We start from the raw sequence: 17,066 nt of genomic DNA, 5'->3' as shown, positions 1-17,066 counted from the left end.
GCCGGGGGGCGCGGGGGGGGGGCGGGGGCGCTCTGGGGGGGGCGGGGGGGGCGGGGGGCGCCGCCCCCGCGCGGCCCCGGGACGATCAGGCCGCGAGCAGCAGGCTCTTGGCGAGGTCCTTGAGGTCGTTCTTCTGGTCGTGCAGCAGGGCGGTCATGGACAGGTTGTTGCGGTGCTCCTGCTCGGTCAGGGCCTCGGGCACCTTGACGGTGCGGAAGTAGTCGTCGAACTCGATGACGGCCTGGAGGGCGGCCCAGCGGGTGCCCCGGATGTTGTCCTGGGTGTCGGCCTCCCGGAACAGGTGGTGCAGGCGGTCGCGGCGCTCCTGGTGGGCCGTGACCAGGTTCTTGCGGGCCCCCTCAGCCGGGGGCGTCCACAGCTGGGCGATGAGCTTGTCGAATTCCTGGTTGGTCATCGCGGTCTGGAAGAGCTGGGTGGCCTCAGCCTCGAAGGCGGCCGCGTACCGCTCGGTGAAGCCGAGGGCGCGGCGGGCCTCCTCCAGCTGGGACAGGGCGTCGGAGGTGTGGCGGATCTTCCAGGTGCGCTGTGCCTCGTTGACCGCGAGGTCCAGGGTGTTGGTGCACACCGCCCGGATGGGGGTCTCGACGGCAACGGCGGCGGAGCGGCCGTCGTGGCTGTTGGCGAACAGGGTGTACAGGTCGATGCGGTCGGCCGCGCCCTCCGGGTCGATGGTGATGCTCGGGGACATGGTGGACATGAAGACGACGCGGCCGCCGTCGAGGGCCCCGGCGGCCTCATAGGTGACGTGGCCGCCGCCGACCAGCTCGTCCAGGAACGCGAAGGCCTCGCGGTTCTGGATGGGGGTCCAGGTGTTGCCGACCAGGCCGCCGAGCCAGTCGCCCGTGTCGTCGCGGAAGGTGCCGAAGCGGTTGGGGATCTTCTTGCCGAGCTTGCCCTTGTGCATGGAGAGCAGCGGGCGCTTCTCGACCTGCCAGTCCAGCTTGGCAAGGTGCAGGACCTCCTCGCTGGTCTTGGCCTCCTCGGTCACCGTGCCGAGGCCGTGCCAGGCGGGCTGGCGGTGGGAGTAGAAGGCGGCCTCGCCGGTGGTGTTGTCGATGGCCCCGAGGTCGGCCCGGCCGGTGATGACGGCGCTGTCGCGCATGCGTGTCTCCTGTGTGATGTGGTCCGGGTTCGCGGCCCGGACTGGCAATCTTTCGGACTTCTGTCCGCTTTCTTGACTTAAGTCTAGATGCCGGGGCGCGCCCTTGGGCACACCCAACTTCGGCTCGTAGAAGGCATCCTGGAGAAGCCAGGGAAGACGGTGCGCTGGGGGACGCCGCAGAGCATCGGGCCCGCAACGGTTTGGCCTGACGGTGCGCCGGCTGACACACTCGGCGGGATCCTCGGGAACGCCGCCGGCGCCGCGCCCGGCCACTGAGCCGGCACTCCGCGCGCTTCACGCGGCGCGCTGCAGGAAGGGAGTCCGGCTGGTGGATGACGAGCCGCTGGAGTCGCGGATGCCTCGGCGGGACGCGTCCCGCCGTCCCGTACGCGCCTTGAAGGCGGTGCGGCTCGACGGCAGCGAGGGCGCTGCGCACGTCCGGCCGGAGGAACCGCGGCTGGTGATGCGGTGGGACGGTGTGCAGTGGCTGCCGGAGACGGTCGTCGCCGACTACGCGACGGCGCAGCGCCTGCTGCACGGGATCGACGGGAATAGCGTCGTCCGGCCCCTGCTGGCGCCGCACCTCGGGCGGGGCACCGGTCGCCACAAGAAGCCTCGGTATCGGTTGCCGGCCCGCCCCGGGGGCAGCGGGGGTACTACTTTAGCCAACCGTAGGACGCGTAGGTCCGTCAGCGGTCTTCGGCGTGACATCGGCGTCCCGACAAGACACCGCGAGCTACGGCGTCGGCATCAACGGCATCAGTCTTGCCGCGCGCAGGGTCGCGCGGTCGGGGCTGGTTGACCTCGACTACCTCGATGCCCTCCCTACGCAATGCTCCAACTCCCCTTCCAGCGAGGCGAATTGCCGCCGGCTGAGTCTGGGCAGGGACTGCGACCCCTTCAACTCCAAGCCGGCCAGTTCGCCATGCCGCCATGCCTGGCGCCATCCCTCCGCCGACCAAACGGTGAGCCGGAGGTCAGCCGCGATCACCCTGTTGCCGTCACCACGTTCGAACCGCTTGGCGACCTCCAGCCGCACCCGATCGCGACGGCGTTGCTCCTGGGCAGTGAACCCGCCCCCTTCGCGTATCGCACGCCGTTGAAATACCGCACGGATTACGGTGCGTCACCACCTACGACAAGACAAATTCAACCTGAGTGGTAACACTCTGCGAGCGCGCCTCGGCTGAGCACCCGCTGGCAAACGTGCAGCGACCCGTCCTCTGCGGCACCATGGACTGGAGGAAGTGGTGAGTGCCGGAGCACCCAGCAGGCGGTGGAGGCATGACCATTCAGCGTAGTACGGGTTGCTTGATCGTCGAAGCGACGGTCGGCGTCAATCCAGAGTGGGCCTCCGGGCCATTACCCGTGCACCTAATGTGGGCAGGGGATCAGGCCATCGCCCTCAGTCTCCAGGCAGCCGACCAGGCAACGCGGCTGACCTACTTCGAGGAGCGCGTAAGCGGTGCGCTCTACGGTCGGGATGGCCGCCCAGTCCGCTGGCACCGCCCGGTCTCCGCCACGCTGCGCGGCAGTGCAGTACTCGCGGTGGAAGTGCTGCGGAACTTAGCAGTACCGGGGACTGGCCTAGCAGTTGTGCACGTCGCGCTCGGACCAGATCCCGCCGCCGAACTGGCAGCCTGGACCGACCTGTCCACATCCGACCGCGGCGTGAAGAACAGGGAGTTCGTTAACGGGCTGTTGCCAGAAGGAATTCGGATCGCCGAATACACGCGTCGGACCTGGACCTTGGCGCACGTGACCTTCGAAACGACCCCACTGGCCCCTGTAATGCCCGGCCCATATCGTGAGTGGGGTCCGCGGGACCAGTGGCTCTGGCTGATGGCCTCAGCCACCCCGCTGAATTGTTTCCCGCCCGATCCTGAGGACCACGACGCGCTGTTCCGAGGAAGGATCAGGTTCTCCGCAGACTGGCAGGTCCTGGTGCTGAGGGATGGCGCAGCCTTCCTCGGAGTCTCGCCGGACTTGGGTACCGACTCCTTCCATGCCGCCGCAGCCACCCATGTCCATAGCATCTACCTGGACGTGTTTCTCCTCGGCATGCTGCACGGCGCTGCGCTCAATCGGCTGGCCAACGAGATCTCCGCTCTGCACACCACTCGACTCACACCGTCGGCCCTGGTTGCCATAGAGAGTAGGCTGATCAACACCCGGACCATGCTCGGAATGGAACACGTCACTGTCCACGGCAAGGGCAATGAGCTACTCGCCGCGTACCAACTCCAGCACCGGCACTCTGAGTTGCGCCGTCGCCTGGTGGAGGACCTTACAGACTCCGCACGGTTCGTCGACGCTCAGACCAACCGCAGTGTCAACGCCGCGCTTGGCCTAGTCACGGCGCTGGGACTGCCGTTCGCGCTCTCATACAGCGCTGCTGCGGTAGCTGGTGCCGGAAGCACCAACAGTCTGCTCTGGGCGACACTGATTGCCTTCGCCCTCGCCGCCGGACTGACTCTTCTGCCACCAGTCCGAGCGATGCTCGGCGCACTGCGAGGCTGGCGCAGGCACTCCGGGGACGACTTGGAGGACAAGGGGTAGAGCACGTGCTCGTTAGCCTGTACCGGGATGGACCGCTGCGGCAGCGGATCCTCAAGGGATACGTTGTCGCGGCTACGAATCCGTACGAGCGCATCCGGCCGATGGAAGGACAGCCCATAGTCTCGGGCGAGTTCGGGCAGGTGCTGGTGCGTTGTGACATCCGAAGACCGGGCGCAGTTTGGCTGGACTCAGGCCCTGTGTATTTGTACGCGCCGCAGGTCCGCGCCCGCGTCGCCGGCGCCCTGGCCCAGGCGACTGCCGCGCTGTCTGCAGAGGTGCGAAGTACTGGCGGCAACCTTCTCCCGGCTGCGTTTCTCGCCGACTCCACTGCGTCCCACTGTTGGCTCGTGGGCGACCTTCACGACGTCGAGGTGCTGGGCGATATTCAACGGGAGCTGTGCACCAACTTGTTTCGCCAGTATACGCCCGCGCTGATTGCGCTGGCTGGCCGGGCCGCATACGGTCCTCATTCCACAGAAACCGAGGGCTCGCGCCGACTGGCCGAGGCTACCGATCAGCTCGCCACCCACTACATCCATTCCTTTTCATCTCGCCACCTGGATCGAGTGAGGGAGAGCCTGCAGCGTGACGAAGGCATCGCACGCCTGGAGTTGATGGATGTCAATCCGTTCGGCGATCCGTTAGACAATTTCGATGGTGTCAGCCTAAGAATGCTCGACGCGCAGCAGCTGGTATCCAGCACCATGGCACACGCTCTGCTCGTACAGGCACTAGCAATGCGTGCCCGACGCATCGAGCGAGAAGGCCGACGGGTCGGTGCGATTCCTCAGCCACTCCTCGACCGAAATCGATCTCGGGCTATCGCACACGGCCTATCCGCCAGGTTCGAAGAAGATCAAACACCGGGTGGCACCTCGAGGCCTAAAGTCAAATTCTCGACCGCCGCAGATGCCTGCCTCAACCTCGTAAGTGATCTACTGCCGGAGTTCCGCTCCCTAGATGCAACATTTTGCGAATTGTCACCACTGGTTACCGGCCTTACGCTTCAGCAGAGAGACCCACTCACGGTCCGAAACGAGAACGACCTCGTCGCCCGCTGGAGCAGCGGCGTCCGCCTCACAGAGAGGGAACTGGCTTCCGCACTGACGGAACCCGACAGGCTGCTGGCCGACAGGATCGGGGCCTGCGCGCGGGAGTCGGCTCCTGGCGCGGCCTCGGTCGTGGAGTTGACTTGGTCGAGCAGACTGGCTGGTGAGGCGGATGCCGCTCCAGAACCACGGCGTCTCAGCAGCAGCGGCGAGCGCCCGGCCCGCCCCAAGTCCCGAGCTCAGGTACCGACCAGCGAGAAGGCTACCAAGGCGTTGTTGTCGGCACTGGATCGATTCTCGAACGGCGTCGAGGTGGCACCCTTGCTCCGCGAATACCTCGCTTCTGGTGGCTCCAGCGACCTCGACCGGCAACTTCGAAGACTGGATCGGGAGCGGGCCCGCGGCTACCGCAGGCAGCTACGTCCCCGGGGGCAGCAGGCCGTCAGTGCCGATGCCCTGCAAGAATCCTGGGCTAGCGGCCGGGCAGCGCAGGCGGTCAGACTTGCCCACCGCAATGGCTTGGCGCTGCTTGCCGTGGACCTTCCTGGCAGCGAACGCGTCGCCCTGGCCGAGTCGATACGCCGCCGGATACAGGACTGTCCCGACTCTCTCGCCCCTGTGGTGTTGTCCGTCGCGGGATACGCCACTGACCAAGGCCGCCGTGCCCGGACCGAATTGCTCTTGGTCCGCCGTACGGAGGAGGCCGCAGCATGACCACATCAATCCCAGTTCTGCTTGACGTACGCGGTTACCAGGAGGTGCCGACGGATGCCCAGGGCTACCGGGCTCTTTGGACGAAGTTGGAGCCCCGACTGACCCATGTCGACCCACATGAACGCCAGCCGCTACAACTCGGCTTCGGTGAACTCGGCACGGTTGCTGTACAGCTGCTAGATCCCGAAGCCAACCCTACCCACTTCGGCCCTGACACGGCCTTCGCCGTGCGCGGCATCCTCGAACCGGCCTATGTCCGGTACATATGTGGCACCTGCAAGCAGCACGGCGACTCTGCCTACGGGCCGTTCCTCTGCCATACCTGCAAGGACGAGAAGCGCAGTGAACGAATCTGCGACCGACACGTGGTGCTGCTGGACGGTGGCCTGCGAGCGCTTTGCCCTCGCCATGCCCCTGAATGTGAGTGCGGTCAGCCCGGCACGTATTGGTGCGATGGACCGGGCTGTCGGCGCCGGCGCGCCTGGTGCGATTCGCACCGCCGTCACCACCCCGGCGATGCGCGGACCTCATACTGCCCGAAGTGCTATGCCCAGAATTTCCCCGCCTGTTCGTCCAGAGGCTGCGTTCAGACCGGAATCCTCCGTTGCGAGCACGTTCCACCGCGGGACATGTGTCGCAATCGGGTCTGCGCCAGTCATGCGGCCCGCTGGCAGATCTACGGCCCGCACAAGCGCGGCCTGGTGCTATGTCCCGACCACATGCGGGGACTAGGTCAGCTTTCTCGCGAGGATCTGATATTTCAAATCGTGGCCAGCACCGCGCAGCGCAGCATTCATCGCCGACGCATGCCGGCGAGGTTACCCCGGTTGTCTGTGGTGCGACATATCTTCATCAACGTCCGCAACGAGGCCTTGGATGTTGCCGTCCTGGATGAGCTGTTTAGCGTTGTCCGCAGGCAGCTATCGGGAAGCCAACGGGACGTCGCGATGGCCAGTCTGATGGACGTCCACGCCGAGGTCCGGCAGCAAGATCTGGCTAGATTCACAGACGAACACGCTGAAGGTCGCCGTCACTTCGAGTCACTGCTAACCCTGCTCCGTGCGGATGGGCAAGCAGATCTAGCTTCCGGTATCGCGTTCTCAGACTACCGGCCGAAGGTAAATAAGCTCTTCGTTCGCGTGCCGCCCGATCTGGCCGGCCTATTTATCGGCCGACGTGGAGCGACCATCCGTAGTCTCAACCAACGGCTGGGCGTCACACTCGAACTGGAGAAGCGATGAGCATTCGACTCCGCACCGCTTCGGATACGCGACTGGTGACCGTGGCTGGCGACGGCCTCGTCGGAGACAACCGAATTGCCCTGAGCCCCGCCGACCTGCCGACCGAGAGCGCCGGACTATTGGTGCCCTCGGCAGTGGACCGGGAACAGGCTTGGGCCATCAGGTTGGTCCCACTGCCAGAGCTATCGCCGGGCATCGCCGTCTGCCACGAGGACTTTGCCCGCTCCGCCGGGCTGTCTGCCGACGCCACTGACTGGCTGCTCAGCGTGGAAAACGCGGAGACCGCAGATTCTGCAGTGCTCGAAGCCAGCACGGACCTCCCACTCGCTCAGTGCGTTAAGCAGCTTCTTGTCTCCACCGCGCTCGACGGGCAGGTCTTTCGGAGCACGGCAGGCAACCAGTCGGCGGCCTCCTGGTTGAACGTCAACGGCGTCCCGTACCGGGTACGCAGCGTCGCCGATTCTCAAGGGTCGCCGCTGACTGGTCTGGTGCGGATCGGCACCACTACCACTCTGCATCTGTTCGCCCCTGGGAGCCGGGCCGGTGTCGACGTGGTGATCCTTGCGGACTGCAGCGCCTCGATGTCCTGGGACGATGTGCTGGATACCGGCGATGTCAGCCGGACCGCCCGGCGCCGCAAGCCGTACCTCACCCGGATGGAAGCCCTAAAACGTGCTCTTCAACAGATGGCCGACTCCCGCTTGTCCATCGCGGGCCGCACCACCCGTCTCGCGCTAGTCCGGTTCACTACCCGCTCGTCCTGCATATATCCCCGGCATGGTGGGATGGCCGAGATCGGCACTGGCGACGAGGATGATGAGGTTCGAGAGTTTCGCGCGGCGATCGGCCTCCTCAAACACGAGGAGGCCGGAACCGATATTGGCCAGGCACTGCACTTCGCCTCTGAATTGCTGTATCGGTACGGCCTTCCGCAAAACGATCGACTAATCGTCCTAGTCAGCGACGGAGCCGATTGGTCCGAGAAAGACGAGAAGGCCACCGGCGAAATGCTCGCCGCAACTGCCGACCCGGTCTCCCTCATGGAGGAGCTAAATGACTCCCTAGGCATCCGACTGCACGCCATTGGCATCGGAGACGAGCAGACATTCGCCACATGGTGGCAGGAGAACCACGGCTCACAACCACCTCATGTGAGCATCGTCCCCAACCACCGCCTGTTGCGCCATCTGGTGGAAGTTGGTGGCGGCGACCCGACCCGGATTGGCGGAATGGAGATTCTCGAGGAGTACTTCGGCGAACTGGCCACCGGCATCTCGCGCGTTGCAGGTAGGCCACACGCCGGTCAACTCCCAAAACCACAACCGGAGATCGCAGCGGCAGTCGCGGCAGCCCAGACTGCCGATGCCGAACTCTCTGACCGTCGACGCCAACTCGCGGACAAGATACAGCAACTTTACGTCCGATGTATCGAGGTATCAAAAAAGCGAATCGGCCAGCCGATCTATCGCCATACAGGCCAGGCCGACTCGATTCTCCGAATTGGCGAACCCGCCACAAGCCGGGCTACCTTTACTGACTGGATTCTAGAAATCCACCAGATCTTCCGCGAGCAGCAAGATAGTCGCCTGAATTCCAGGCCATCCGAGTCGACTTACCCCCTCCAGGAGATCCATCGCATCGTCTGGGATGGCCGCCTAGGCCGCATCCACACCCTGCGCTTGGACTTCGCTCATGCCGAGGTGGGACGCGAGAATAAAGGCAAGGCCCAGCGACATCAACTCGATGTTGGCAAGATTCTCTACGAGCTAACTAACCAGTACCACTTGGAGCCCGATGACGCGAAAGGTTGGTCACTCCTCCAGTGCGGTCTGATGGATGGCCTATCCGGCATGCTCCAAGACATTTACCAGACTCTCCAGACCGCACCACTTCCCGAGAAGCCGGAAAGCCCCAACGAACCTCCTCCCGACAGCACCCCGCCAACCCTTGGTTTCTGACCCATCCGATAGGCGCTTGGCTTTGCGCATACCCCCACCAGATAACACGCTGTTAGCCCCGCTTGCGGTTACGCAACTCCAGGCCAGCTTCCTTCGCGTAGCGGGTGATCAGGGCGGACTCCAGCCCTGATGCCTCGGACAGCTCGTAGACGGTGCGGGTGCGGTCTGGGTAGGCGGCCACGACGGCCTCGCGGCGCAGCCTGCGCATGTCTGTCAGTGTCGCGTCGACCTCGGACAGGGGCTCGCGCAGAGCCTCCATGATCTCGACGTGGGTGAGGCCGGCGTCCTCGAGAGCCTTGACCGCCTCCTGGAGGGCCTTGGCGGCGCCGGCCAGCTTCGTGCTCGGCTTCCTGCCGCTCATGATGCTCCTCGCGTGATGGTCCGGTTTCCCAGACGGGGGTACGACGTCATGTCTATCAGTCGGCAGGAGGGCGGTGCGAGGAGCGCTCGCACCGCCGGCCTTACGCCTCAGTCTGGCTCGCTGGGGATGGTCGGCGCGCGTGAAGGGCGCGCCCTCGTGGAGCAGCGCTCCGATGTCGGAGACCTCGAGTTCGATGGCCGTCGTGGCGCGCCCGGTGCGCTGGCGCAGGGTGCCGATCACGATCACGCGGTCGGCCGCCCTGAAGGTGTCGGCGATCAGCTGGGCCAGGCCTCGCCAGGCAACGCACCGCAGGAGGAGCGGACGGCGGCATCTCGGCGCTTGCCGCGTTCGGCGAGGGCGGGGCGCTCTTCGAGGGTGAACGTGACGTTCTGGACGGGGCTGCCCGGCATGCGGTGAAGTTCGGGGCTGCTGCTGATGCGGCCGATCCACGTCTGGGTGCTCATGGGCCATCAGCCCTGTCCGGCCTCGACGCCGGCCAGCTCGGCGGCGTCGGCGTTGAGCTCCTGCTGCCGGGTGAGGCGTTCGACCAGGTCGGCCTGCTCCTCGAAGACCTGGTGCAGGTGGGGGTGGGCGCAGGTCTCGGCGAGCTCGTCCAGCGCCATGCGCACCTGCCAGGTGAGTCGTTCCTGCGGCGTGGTGTAGCGCGTGCGGATGGCCGCGGCGTCGTAGATGGAGACGAGTCGCGCGGAAATGCTCCAGCGCCGGCCGGAGCAGGCGTAGTAGTAGATCCACCAGGTCCGGCAGGTGGGGCCGGACTCCTGGTGGGCGAATCGCACCTCACCCAGGCTGGGCAGGTGGATCCAGTCCCCGTCTCGGGCGACGTGGTGGAGGTCGTCGCCGTCCGGCGCGATCGGGGTGATGCTGCTGCGCCGCACGTGGGCGAGGGACCGGCCGGACTCATCCACGAGGGTGTGGCATCCCTCGTCGCGGCCTGTGATGTCCTGGCCGTGATCGTCGTCGCAGTCGTGCACGGTGGCGGTGAAGGTGAGTCCGTGAAGTTCGGTGATGCTGCCGTGGTATCGGACCGGGAAGCCGGCCATGTCGTGTCCCCCTGTGTGGCCGGAGGGTTCCGGCCTGGCGTGTCGCCGGGGCCCGCCGCAGTGCGTGCGGCGGACCCCGGCGGCCTGTCAGCAGATGCTGGCGGTGTACCGGCCGATGGCGTCTCGCAGACCTTGGGGCTCCAGTGCCCCGGGCTCGTCCAGGAGGTGCGCGTTGTAGGCGGTGAGCATGCCGCCGCCGTGGTGCGGAAGGGTTCCGTGGTCAGCGAACCGGAAGTGATTGACGTCCAGCTCTCCGGCGCGGTGGGAGAGCACCCGGACGGTGATGCCGTCGTACCACTCGTCGCGGATGGCTTCCGCCAGGGAGGCGACGAGGATGACGTCCCCGACCCGGCACACCTGCTTGATGCCCGACACGGCGCCGCCGACGAGCGGGCGGATCGTGGTGAGGGCGTCTCCGTGGTTGACGCGCGGCATGTTGGCTCCTTGATTGGGCCGGGGTTCGCTGGCCCCGGCTGGCAGTACCAGCCTCCACCAATAACAGACTCAGATCAATTATGCTTACCCGAGTCTGTTCTGGTGAGGTTCGGCAGGCCCAGCACCGTCGGGAGCGACCGGCAGGTGCGCGCCGAACGCCGCTTCAACGAGTCCACAGACCGTCCTGAGCGCCTCGCTCCAGCCGTCCGACCACGGGTCCTCGCCGCGCTGCGCACCGAGGGACACGATTGAGGTCAGGGCCGCCACCATGGCCGTCACCGGCACCTCGACCACGCAGGTGGCCCCGCCGTGCCCGTGGATCGCCTCGACGCCCTTCGCCCGGTCCCACGCGACGGTCGAGCCCCACTCCCCCGCCAGCGGGTGACCGCGGCGGAGCCCGCAGCGGTCGAGAAGTAGCAGCCCTCGGCGACCGTTCCGGCGCCCGAGACCCCGGACACGTCCACGTCGCGGCGCAGCACGTACGGGGTGGGCGGCGCCGGGTGGAACTGCTCGAACAGGGCGGCCAGGCGGTCGGCGAGGTTCACGCCGCGTCCCGCGCCGTGTGGGTGCCCTTGGGGTCCTTGCGGATCGAGCTGCCGGCCGTCGGGAGAGGACGCCGGCCATTCGTGAGGTCCTTGAGGCGCTGGTGGGGGCGGAAGCGGGGCACGCGACGCGCGGGGATCGTGACCCTGTCGCCGGTCTGGGGATTGCGGGCGAGGCGGCTGGCGCGCTCAGCGGGCTCGAAGACGCCGAAGCCGGTGACGGACACCGAGCTCCCCTCGGCGAGGGTGCGGGCGATGGTGTCGAGTACGACCTCGACGGCCTCGGCGGCGGCGCGCCGGCTCCCGAGCTGGGGGGCGACGCGGTCGATGAGGGCGTTCTTGTTGACGTTCATGAAGGGGTTCCTGTCCTGGCTGGGATGGGGTTGGGGTTGGTGCCGGGCCGGGCGCCGGTCGGCTGTCACGGCGCCCGGCCCGGGGCATAGGGGCCCGCTACACGGCGAGCTGAGGCGCGGGCGCCGGGGCCGGGCTCGGCGCGGGCTGAGACGGGGTGACGGCCGGCTTTGCCTGGCCGGGCGGCGTGGCGCAGCCGGGCTGGGCAGGCTGGGACGCGGGGATGGCGGGCGGCCGGCTGGGGGCGTCGGCGGTGCGCGCCACGGCGGCGCCGCTGATGGTGCCGAGCACCAGTCCGGCGAGGAGAGAGCCGACGAACAGAGCGGGGCCGCGCATCGCGGGGGTTCCTTCCTGGGGTGGGGCCTGACCGGCCCCGCGCGGGGCGGGGCCGGTCAGGTTCCGGTCAGTGGCCGGTCGGGCGGCCGGGCACCACGGGCGGGACGCTGGTCGGGACGGGCGAGGGGCTGGTGTTGGCCGACGGGCCCTGTGCCGGGGCCGGGCTGACGGTCGCGGTGGGCGAGGGGGCGGGCGCGCAGATCGTGGGCGCGCTGGTCGGGGCGGGCGCCCCCGGGGTCGGGGCGGTCTGGACGTGGGTGATCGTCACGGTGACGGTCGGGACGGGGGCGGGCTGCTCGGCGGTCTGGGTGACGACGGCCGGGGCGGGGGTGAGGCCCGGGGCCGGGACGGCGGGCGCCACCGGCAGGGCCGGGGCGGCCGGGGCGAGGGCCGGGGCCGCTGGGACCTGCGTCGGCAGGGCCGGGAGGGTGGGGGCCTCGGTGTTGAGCTGGGCCGGGGCGGCTGTCAGGGTCGGGACGAGGTTGGTCGGGACGGGCTGGGCGCTCGGGGCCGGGGTGGCGGCCGGGTGGCCCATCACGACGGAACCGGCGACGAACCCGGCGGCGGCGAGGCCGAGGGCGACCACGGTCCGCTTGTCGAGGCGCTTGGCGGCCGGGCGGGTGCCGGTCTCGTTCTGAGCGTTGGCCTCGGTGGCGGTGGTGTCGGTCATGGGGCTGTGACTCCTTGTGCGTTGGGCCGGGGCTTCGCGTTTCCCCGGCTGGCAGGAGCAGCCTCGCACATAACAGACCTGAGTCAAATAACTAGATACTAGTAACTTTACGTGCGGGGTGGGCACTCAAAGCGCCCACCCCGCAGCCGAGTTGGAGACCTACCGAGCACGCAGGCCATGAGCCGTCTGGTGGGCGTACAGCCACGTCACAGGCCCCGTCAGCCCGTCCGCCGGCCCGAGATCATCGACGAGTGCTCCTGGAGGGCGACCACCTTCTCCAGGTCCAGCGACTCCATGTCCTCGCTCGGCCCGACCCGGTACGCCGGCCGAACTCGATGGCGTCGACCAGGCCGTTCAGCATGTCGTCGGTCGGCGAGGTGATGCCGGAGGTGCCGACCATGGCGCACACCGCGTAGTGGCCTGCGTTGAGCGTCGAGTTGCCGTTCGCCCCGTTCCGGTGACCGAGGCCGCGTCCCTCATGCACGTAGCCGTGGGGGCAGACGATGAACGAATACGCGATGTCGATCCAGCCCTCCGAGGTGTTCGCCATGTGCGAGGCCTGGATCGCGCGGACGTGGCCGGCGCACCGGCCGTGGTCACCTAGCAGGGCGTCCGGGACCGGGGAGCCTCGTAGTGGATCTTCACGCCCCGGGTGGAGCTGATGCGGGCGTAGGAGCCGGTGGGGTCGGCTGCGCCCCACTCGGCGCGGGAGACGAGCTTCATCGGCCCGCCTCCCGCCCGTAGGCGGCCCGGCGGTCGCTCTTCTGGTTGGTCGGCACGGTGTCCTCCCAGGTGGGGTGGTTGGTGTGCCGGGGAAGCTATGCCGGGGCCGTCGTTAAGGTCGCGCCGTCAGCTGTCGGTCTTCTCGACCAACACGCCGTCCTCGTAGACGAATCGGCGCGTCCGCTCGTAGTCGGCGAGCAGGAACACCGGCACCAGGCCGCCGCCCTCGGCGGGCATCAGCCCGGCGCCGAAGCTGCTGGCCAGGACCATCACCCACTCCTGGGGCTTGGCCTCGGAGAACCCCTCGGGCACCGCGGTTGCCTCGGGGATCCGGCGCTCCGTGGCGCGGCGGGCGTGCTGGCGGGCAATGTGCGGGCACAGTCGCAGGGCGGCTTCCGCGCACTCCTCGTGCATCGGCGGGTCGGAGTAGCTGCCCGCCTGAGCCGACTTGGGACCGCCGAGGAACGCGGCGAGTCCCGACATCAGGCGTGTGCACAGCGAGCATCCGCCCGAGACGGCCAGCTTGATCGCGGTCCGGCCGTTGATCGACAGGAAGTCGGCGGTGCCGTCGGGCCGCTCGTTGACGGCCGGGATCGGCAGGCCGCGCCGCTGGTCGATCGGGCGGGCGGCAAGGCCCGCCGGCAGCTCGGGCATGGTGGGCTTCGGCATGGTCTCCTCCAAGACGCCCCCGTCGCGTGGGGGCTGCTCCCCCGGTTGTCCGGGGAAGCGTCATCATCGGCGGACGGATGACCGCCGCCGCGCTGCTGGCGCTTCTTCTCGGCGGCGCGCCGTCGGCGCTCCTGGACCTGCCGGCGGCTGGGGTTGGCGTCCAGGTAGTCGTGCATCACGAAGTCGCCCTCGCGGACCTGCGGGCACTTCGGGCAGGTGTGCCGGGCCGCGTGCCACAGCCCGGCCGCCACGAGCTTTCGGATCTGCGAGGCGGTGCCGTTCTTGGCGGCGACCGCTCCGGGGATCACGCCGTCGGTCAAGTGGGCGCTGGCGTAGGCACCGCAGCGGACCCACAGCCCGAGGGCCGCGTTCCCCGCCGCGAGGGTCTTGAAGTGGTCGTCGGTGCTGTCTCCAACAGCGAACCATGACATGCCGGTGGTCTCCTACCAGGGTTGTGTGCCGGGGCCGCAGTCCGGCAGATGAATGATCGGGCGCCGGGCGCTTCAGGCCGCCACGTCGGTGGGGGCGACCGCGTCGATGCCGAGCAGGGCGCGCAGCTTGGCGGTAGGAACCAGGAGGCGCCGGCCGACCGAGATCGTCGGGATGTCGCCGCGCCGGGCCGCGTTGTAGCTCGCGGCCTTCTGGAGGCCGAGGAGGCGGCCGGCTTCCGGCACGGTCATGGTCGGCTGGACCCGCGGGTCGGGCAGGACGGGAGTGTCGCCTGCGGTCGTCATGTCCACACCCTGTCCCGGCCGGGCCTTTTCGTCCCGCCGTCCACCTCCGGCACCGCCCGTCTCGGTGCGTCTCATCCGCTACATGCGCGGTACATGCGGGACCATATTCGTGCAGGTCACGAGCCATGCGCACCGCAGATGGCGTCCTTGGTGCAGATCAGCTGACGCATAGTCACCTACGTAGGGACAGGCTCCTCACCTGGCAGAGCGCTCTGATTCAACCCAGTTGGCCAGCACGTTGCCCATCAGTACCGTGCCCGTCCACGCCCCCACCGCAGCCGGTTCCGCACTCTCTTGCAACTGCTACGTCCGTAGCGGCTGCTTACCGGTCGCGTGTCCCGTCCCAACCGCTGCGCTCCCTTCCAGCCGCGATTCACCCGTCAAGAGCGCCATCTGCGACCTGCGCCGTTGTCGCAACCACGACTACCCCAGAGAAGCGACTCCTTCCCGGTGACCTGGACAGACACCAGCGGCCTATGCGGTCTCGGCGGATGGTGGCAGACGTGAGGTGCCAATGCGCGCGGCATGCCACCAGGATCTCGACACGCCTTGAAGACCACCGCACACGTACGGTCTGCCCAATTCAGCACGCCAAACCCTGTTCCGCCCTGTCGGGCGGCCAGGTGACTGTAGGCGTGTCCGGCCGAGTCCAAGCGGCTCCACCACCTCGCCAGAGGGAGAACATGCACGTCCGACACCACGGTTCCGCCGCAAGCCGGCTTCCCGCTCCGACCCCGGACTCCCCCGCTGTCCTCGCACACGAGACTGAAGCTGCATCGGAGTTCGACCTTCTGCACAGCGGCTGGTACTCGACCGAGGAACTCGCGGTCCTGCTGAAGGTCGATCCGTCGACCCTGCGGCGCTGGCGCTCCGCCACTCCTCCGCAGGGGCCGCCCTTCGTGCAGATCGCGCCCCGGCTTTACCTCTACAGCATTCCCGACACCCAGGTGTGGCTCGCCCAGAAGCGCACCGACCCATCCAAGGCAGCCTGAATGTCCGACCACGCCCAGCTCATCCCCATGGGTGTCAAGCTCACAACTGACATCGAACACCGCCCCGACCGTCGCCCGGAGTTCCGCTACCGCGCCCGCGTGCGCTGGACGGACCCCAACGGCGGTGGCCGCAAGTCGGCTTCCTCCTCAGTCTCCACCGAGGAGGAAGCCGAGGCCTGGATCTCCCGCATGGAACGGGCCGCAGGACGCGGCATCACCCCCAGAACTCTCACCATGACCCTCGCCGAGTACGGCGACGAGAACTGGGACCTGGCGATGCGCGGCCTGGAGACCACCACCCTCGACCCCTACACCGCCGGCTGGAAGCTCCGCGTCGTCCCGGTCCTCGGCCACATACCCGTCGTCAACATCACCAACGGCATCACCGACCGGGCCCTCCACTTCTGGGTCGCCGACGGACTCACCGTCTCCTCCGTCAAGAACAGCCTCGCCCCGCTCGTACGAATCATGGAGCAAGCCGTCCGGGACGGCCTCATCGACTTCAACCCCTCACGTATGAGCGGCTGGCAACGCCTCTACAAGAAAGCCGAAGACGAACTCGACGACCCACGCTCCCTCGCCCTCAACGACTGGGACGCCCTCGTCGAACTCGCCAACGCCCTGGTCGAGCGCTCCCACAACCACTACCGCGGCTGGGGCGACATCGTCCGCTTCGCCGCCTGCACCGCCGCCCGTATCGGCGAGGTCTCCGGTGTCCGCGTCAAGGACATCAACCGCTTCGACTGGACCTGGGACCTGTGCCGCCAGACCACCACCGCCCCCGGCGGCCTCATCGACAAAGGCACCAAGGGCAAGAGGCGGCGCACCGTCCCCATCATCGAAGAGATCCGCGACCTCGTGAACTGGCGCATGAACGTCGTCGGCAACGACCCCATGGCCCGCCTCTTCACCGGGCCGCGCGGCGGCCGGGTCACCACAGCCATCCTCCGCGACGCAACCCACTGGGACGAAGTCGTTGTCAGTCTCGGCTACGAGTACCTGCGCCGGCACGACCTCAGGCACACCGGCCTCACCTGGTTCGCCGACGCCGGCGTCCCCATCCACGTCCTCCAGAAGATCGCTGGCCACGGCCATATCACCACGACCCAGCGCTACCTGCACCCGGACAAGAGCTCCATCGAGAAGGCTGGCCGGACCCTCAGCAGGCACCTGTCGGCGGACCGGCGCGCTCCGCAGGCGGCATCGCCCAGCTCGGCGCCGGCGGAGACCGGAGTGCGTCACCTGCGTCTCGTCCAGTGAGTGCTCGACCGTGCGGGTTGCCCGCCTGCACGGTTCCAGGAGGACCCGCAAGTGGTGGCGGCCCCATCGGTCGGTGTCTCCGGTCCCCGGCTGGTCCCTGACAAGATCGCAAGCAGGCGCCGCTCCGGCCGACGATCACCTGTCGGCCCATCAGCAAAAAGGGGGGCGGGGGGGGGTTGGTGGGCGGCCCGGGCCCGGGGCACCATATGTGGTGTTTACGGGGATTTTTATAGCGGCCCACCGTCACCACCCCACAGAAGGACTAACACACAGACACCCCCCCGCGGG

Annotated in this window: 20 protein-coding genes; 8 read left to right on the top strand and 12 right to left on the bottom strand. The window is 67.9% G+C overall.

All coding sequences use genetic code 11. The features are described from left to right. Positions 1–85: 85 nt before the first annotated feature. On the bottom strand, positions 86–1,123 hold the full coding sequence (locus tag ACFV0G_RS01600) for a DUF932 domain-containing protein (protein ID WP_380539802.1): 1,038 nt from the start codon (positions 1,121–1,123) through the stop codon (positions 86–88). A gap of 211 nt (positions 1,124–1,334) precedes the next feature. On the opposite strand from ACFV0G_RS01600, the gene ACFV0G_RS01595 reads away from it, so the two are divergent. The 5 genes from ACFV0G_RS01595 (at position 1,335) to ACFV0G_RS01575 (ending at position 8,644) form a co-directional block, all read left to right on the top strand. Then, entirely contained in the window at positions 1,335–1,925 is a 591-nt protein-coding gene (locus tag ACFV0G_RS01595; RefSeq protein ID WP_380539799.1) for a DUF6087 family protein, read from the top strand. 509 nt (positions 1,926–2,434) lie between these two features. Then, positions 2,435–3,682: a hypothetical protein gene (locus ACFV0G_RS01590; protein WP_380539796.1), complete on the top strand. Its 1,248-nt coding sequence runs from the start codon at positions 2,435–2,437 to the stop codon at positions 3,680–3,682. A gap of 5 nt (positions 3,683–3,687) precedes the next feature. Further along, positions 3,688–5,445 (top strand): hypothetical protein, encoded by a 1,758-nt coding sequence (locus tag ACFV0G_RS01585; protein ID WP_380539793.1) that lies wholly within the window; start codon positions 3,688–3,690, stop codon positions 5,443–5,445. Next, positions 5,442–6,686: a KH domain-containing protein gene (locus ACFV0G_RS01580; RefSeq protein ID WP_380539790.1), complete on the top strand. Its 1,245-nt coding sequence runs from the start codon at positions 5,442–5,444 to the stop codon at positions 6,684–6,686. The genes ACFV0G_RS01585 and ACFV0G_RS01580 overlap by 4 nt, the downstream gene beginning before the upstream one ends. Further along, positions 6,683–8,644, top strand: coding sequence for a vWA domain-containing protein (locus tag ACFV0G_RS01575; RefSeq protein ID WP_380539787.1), 1,962 nt, complete (start codon positions 6,683–6,685; stop codon positions 8,642–8,644). Before ACFV0G_RS01580 ends, ACFV0G_RS01575 begins: the two co-directional genes overlap by 4 nt. Positions 8,645–8,696: 52 nt before the next feature. Here the strand turns inward: ACFV0G_RS01575 and ACFV0G_RS01570 are convergent, their stop codons facing one another. The 10 genes from ACFV0G_RS01570 to ACFV0G_RS01525 all read right to left on the bottom strand — a co-directional run bounded on the left by ACFV0G_RS01570 (position 8,697) and on the right by ACFV0G_RS01525 (position 13,792). Continuing rightward, positions 8,697–9,005 (bottom strand): hypothetical protein, encoded by a 309-nt coding sequence (locus ACFV0G_RS01570; protein WP_380539784.1) that lies wholly within the window; start codon positions 9,003–9,005, stop codon positions 8,697–8,699. 275 nt (positions 9,006–9,280) lie between these two features. Further along, on the bottom strand, positions 9,281–9,469 hold the full coding sequence (locus ACFV0G_RS01565) for a hypothetical protein (RefSeq protein WP_380539781.1): 189 nt from the start codon (positions 9,467–9,469) through the stop codon (positions 9,281–9,283). A gap of 6 nt (positions 9,470–9,475) precedes the next feature. Next, positions 9,476–10,066, bottom strand: coding sequence for a hypothetical protein (locus ACFV0G_RS01560; RefSeq protein WP_380539778.1), 591 nt, complete (start codon positions 10,064–10,066; stop codon positions 9,476–9,478). 87 nt (positions 10,067–10,153) lie between these two features. Further along, positions 10,154–10,501: a hypothetical protein gene (locus tag ACFV0G_RS01555; RefSeq protein ID WP_380539775.1), complete on the bottom strand. Its 348-nt coding sequence runs from the start codon at positions 10,499–10,501 to the stop codon at positions 10,154–10,156. Positions 10,502–11,042: 541 nt separating this feature from the next. After that, positions 11,043–11,396, bottom strand: coding sequence for an HU family DNA-binding protein (locus ACFV0G_RS01550; protein WP_380539772.1), 354 nt, complete (start codon positions 11,394–11,396; stop codon positions 11,043–11,045). Between the two features lie 97 nt (positions 11,397–11,493). Beyond that, positions 11,494–11,730 carry a hypothetical protein gene (locus ACFV0G_RS01545; RefSeq protein ID WP_380539769.1) on the bottom strand — a complete coding sequence of 79 codons (237 nt, stop codon included), beginning with the start codon at positions 11,728–11,730 and terminating at the stop codon, positions 11,494–11,496. Between the two features lie 67 nt (positions 11,731–11,797). After that, complete coding sequence (locus ACFV0G_RS01540; protein WP_380539766.1) at positions 11,798–12,400, bottom strand: hypothetical protein; 603 nt, start codon at positions 12,398–12,400, stop codon at positions 11,798–11,800. A 241-nt stretch (positions 12,401–12,641) separates the two neighbouring features. Continuing rightward, positions 12,642–12,950: a hypothetical protein gene (locus tag ACFV0G_RS01535; RefSeq protein ID WP_380539763.1), complete on the bottom strand. Its 309-nt coding sequence runs from the start codon at positions 12,948–12,950 to the stop codon at positions 12,642–12,644. Between the two features lie 50 nt (positions 12,951–13,000). Continuing rightward, the gene (locus ACFV0G_RS01530; RefSeq protein ID WP_380539760.1) at positions 13,001–13,123 is read right to left on the bottom strand and encodes a hypothetical protein; all 123 of its coding nucleotides are present in this window, start codon (positions 13,121–13,123) and stop codon (positions 13,001–13,003) included. A 126-nt stretch (positions 13,124–13,249) separates the two neighbouring features. Beyond that, positions 13,250–13,792 carry a hypothetical protein gene (locus tag ACFV0G_RS01525; RefSeq protein WP_380539757.1) on the bottom strand — a complete coding sequence of 181 codons (543 nt, stop codon included), beginning with the start codon at positions 13,790–13,792 and terminating at the stop codon, positions 13,250–13,252. A 77-nt stretch (positions 13,793–13,869) separates the two neighbouring features. On the opposite strand from ACFV0G_RS01525, the gene ACFV0G_RS01520 reads away from it, so the two are divergent. After that, complete coding sequence (locus tag ACFV0G_RS01520) at positions 13,870–14,220, top strand: hypothetical protein (RefSeq protein ID WP_380539754.1); 351 nt, start codon at positions 13,870–13,872, stop codon at positions 14,218–14,220. Positions 14,221–14,295: 75 nt separating this feature from the next. Here the strand turns inward: ACFV0G_RS01520 and ACFV0G_RS01515 are convergent, their stop codons facing one another. After that, positions 14,296–14,526, bottom strand: coding sequence for a helix-turn-helix domain-containing protein (locus ACFV0G_RS01515; RefSeq protein WP_380539751.1), 231 nt, complete (start codon positions 14,524–14,526; stop codon positions 14,296–14,298). Positions 14,527–15,209: 683 nt separating this feature from the next. Between ACFV0G_RS01515 and ACFV0G_RS01510 the strand changes: the two genes are divergently transcribed. Both ACFV0G_RS01510 and ACFV0G_RS01505 read left to right on the top strand, forming a co-directional pair. Next, positions 15,210–15,518, top strand: coding sequence for a helix-turn-helix domain-containing protein (locus ACFV0G_RS01510; protein ID WP_380539748.1), 309 nt, complete (start codon positions 15,210–15,212; stop codon positions 15,516–15,518). Beyond that, positions 15,519–16,778: a tyrosine-type recombinase/integrase gene (locus ACFV0G_RS01505; protein ID WP_380539745.1), complete on the top strand. Its 1,260-nt coding sequence runs from the start codon at positions 15,519–15,521 to the stop codon at positions 16,776–16,778. The last annotated feature ends 288 nt before the right edge of the window (positions 16,779–17,066 follow it).

It is taken from the genome of Kitasatospora sp. NPDC059571 (genome assembly GCF_042735675.1).
Classification (GTDB): Bacteria; Actinomycetota; Actinomycetes; order Streptomycetales; family Streptomycetaceae; genus Kitasatospora.
Note: the sequence above shows the minus strand (reverse complement) of the source record. Positions and strands in the feature narration are given on the sequence as shown.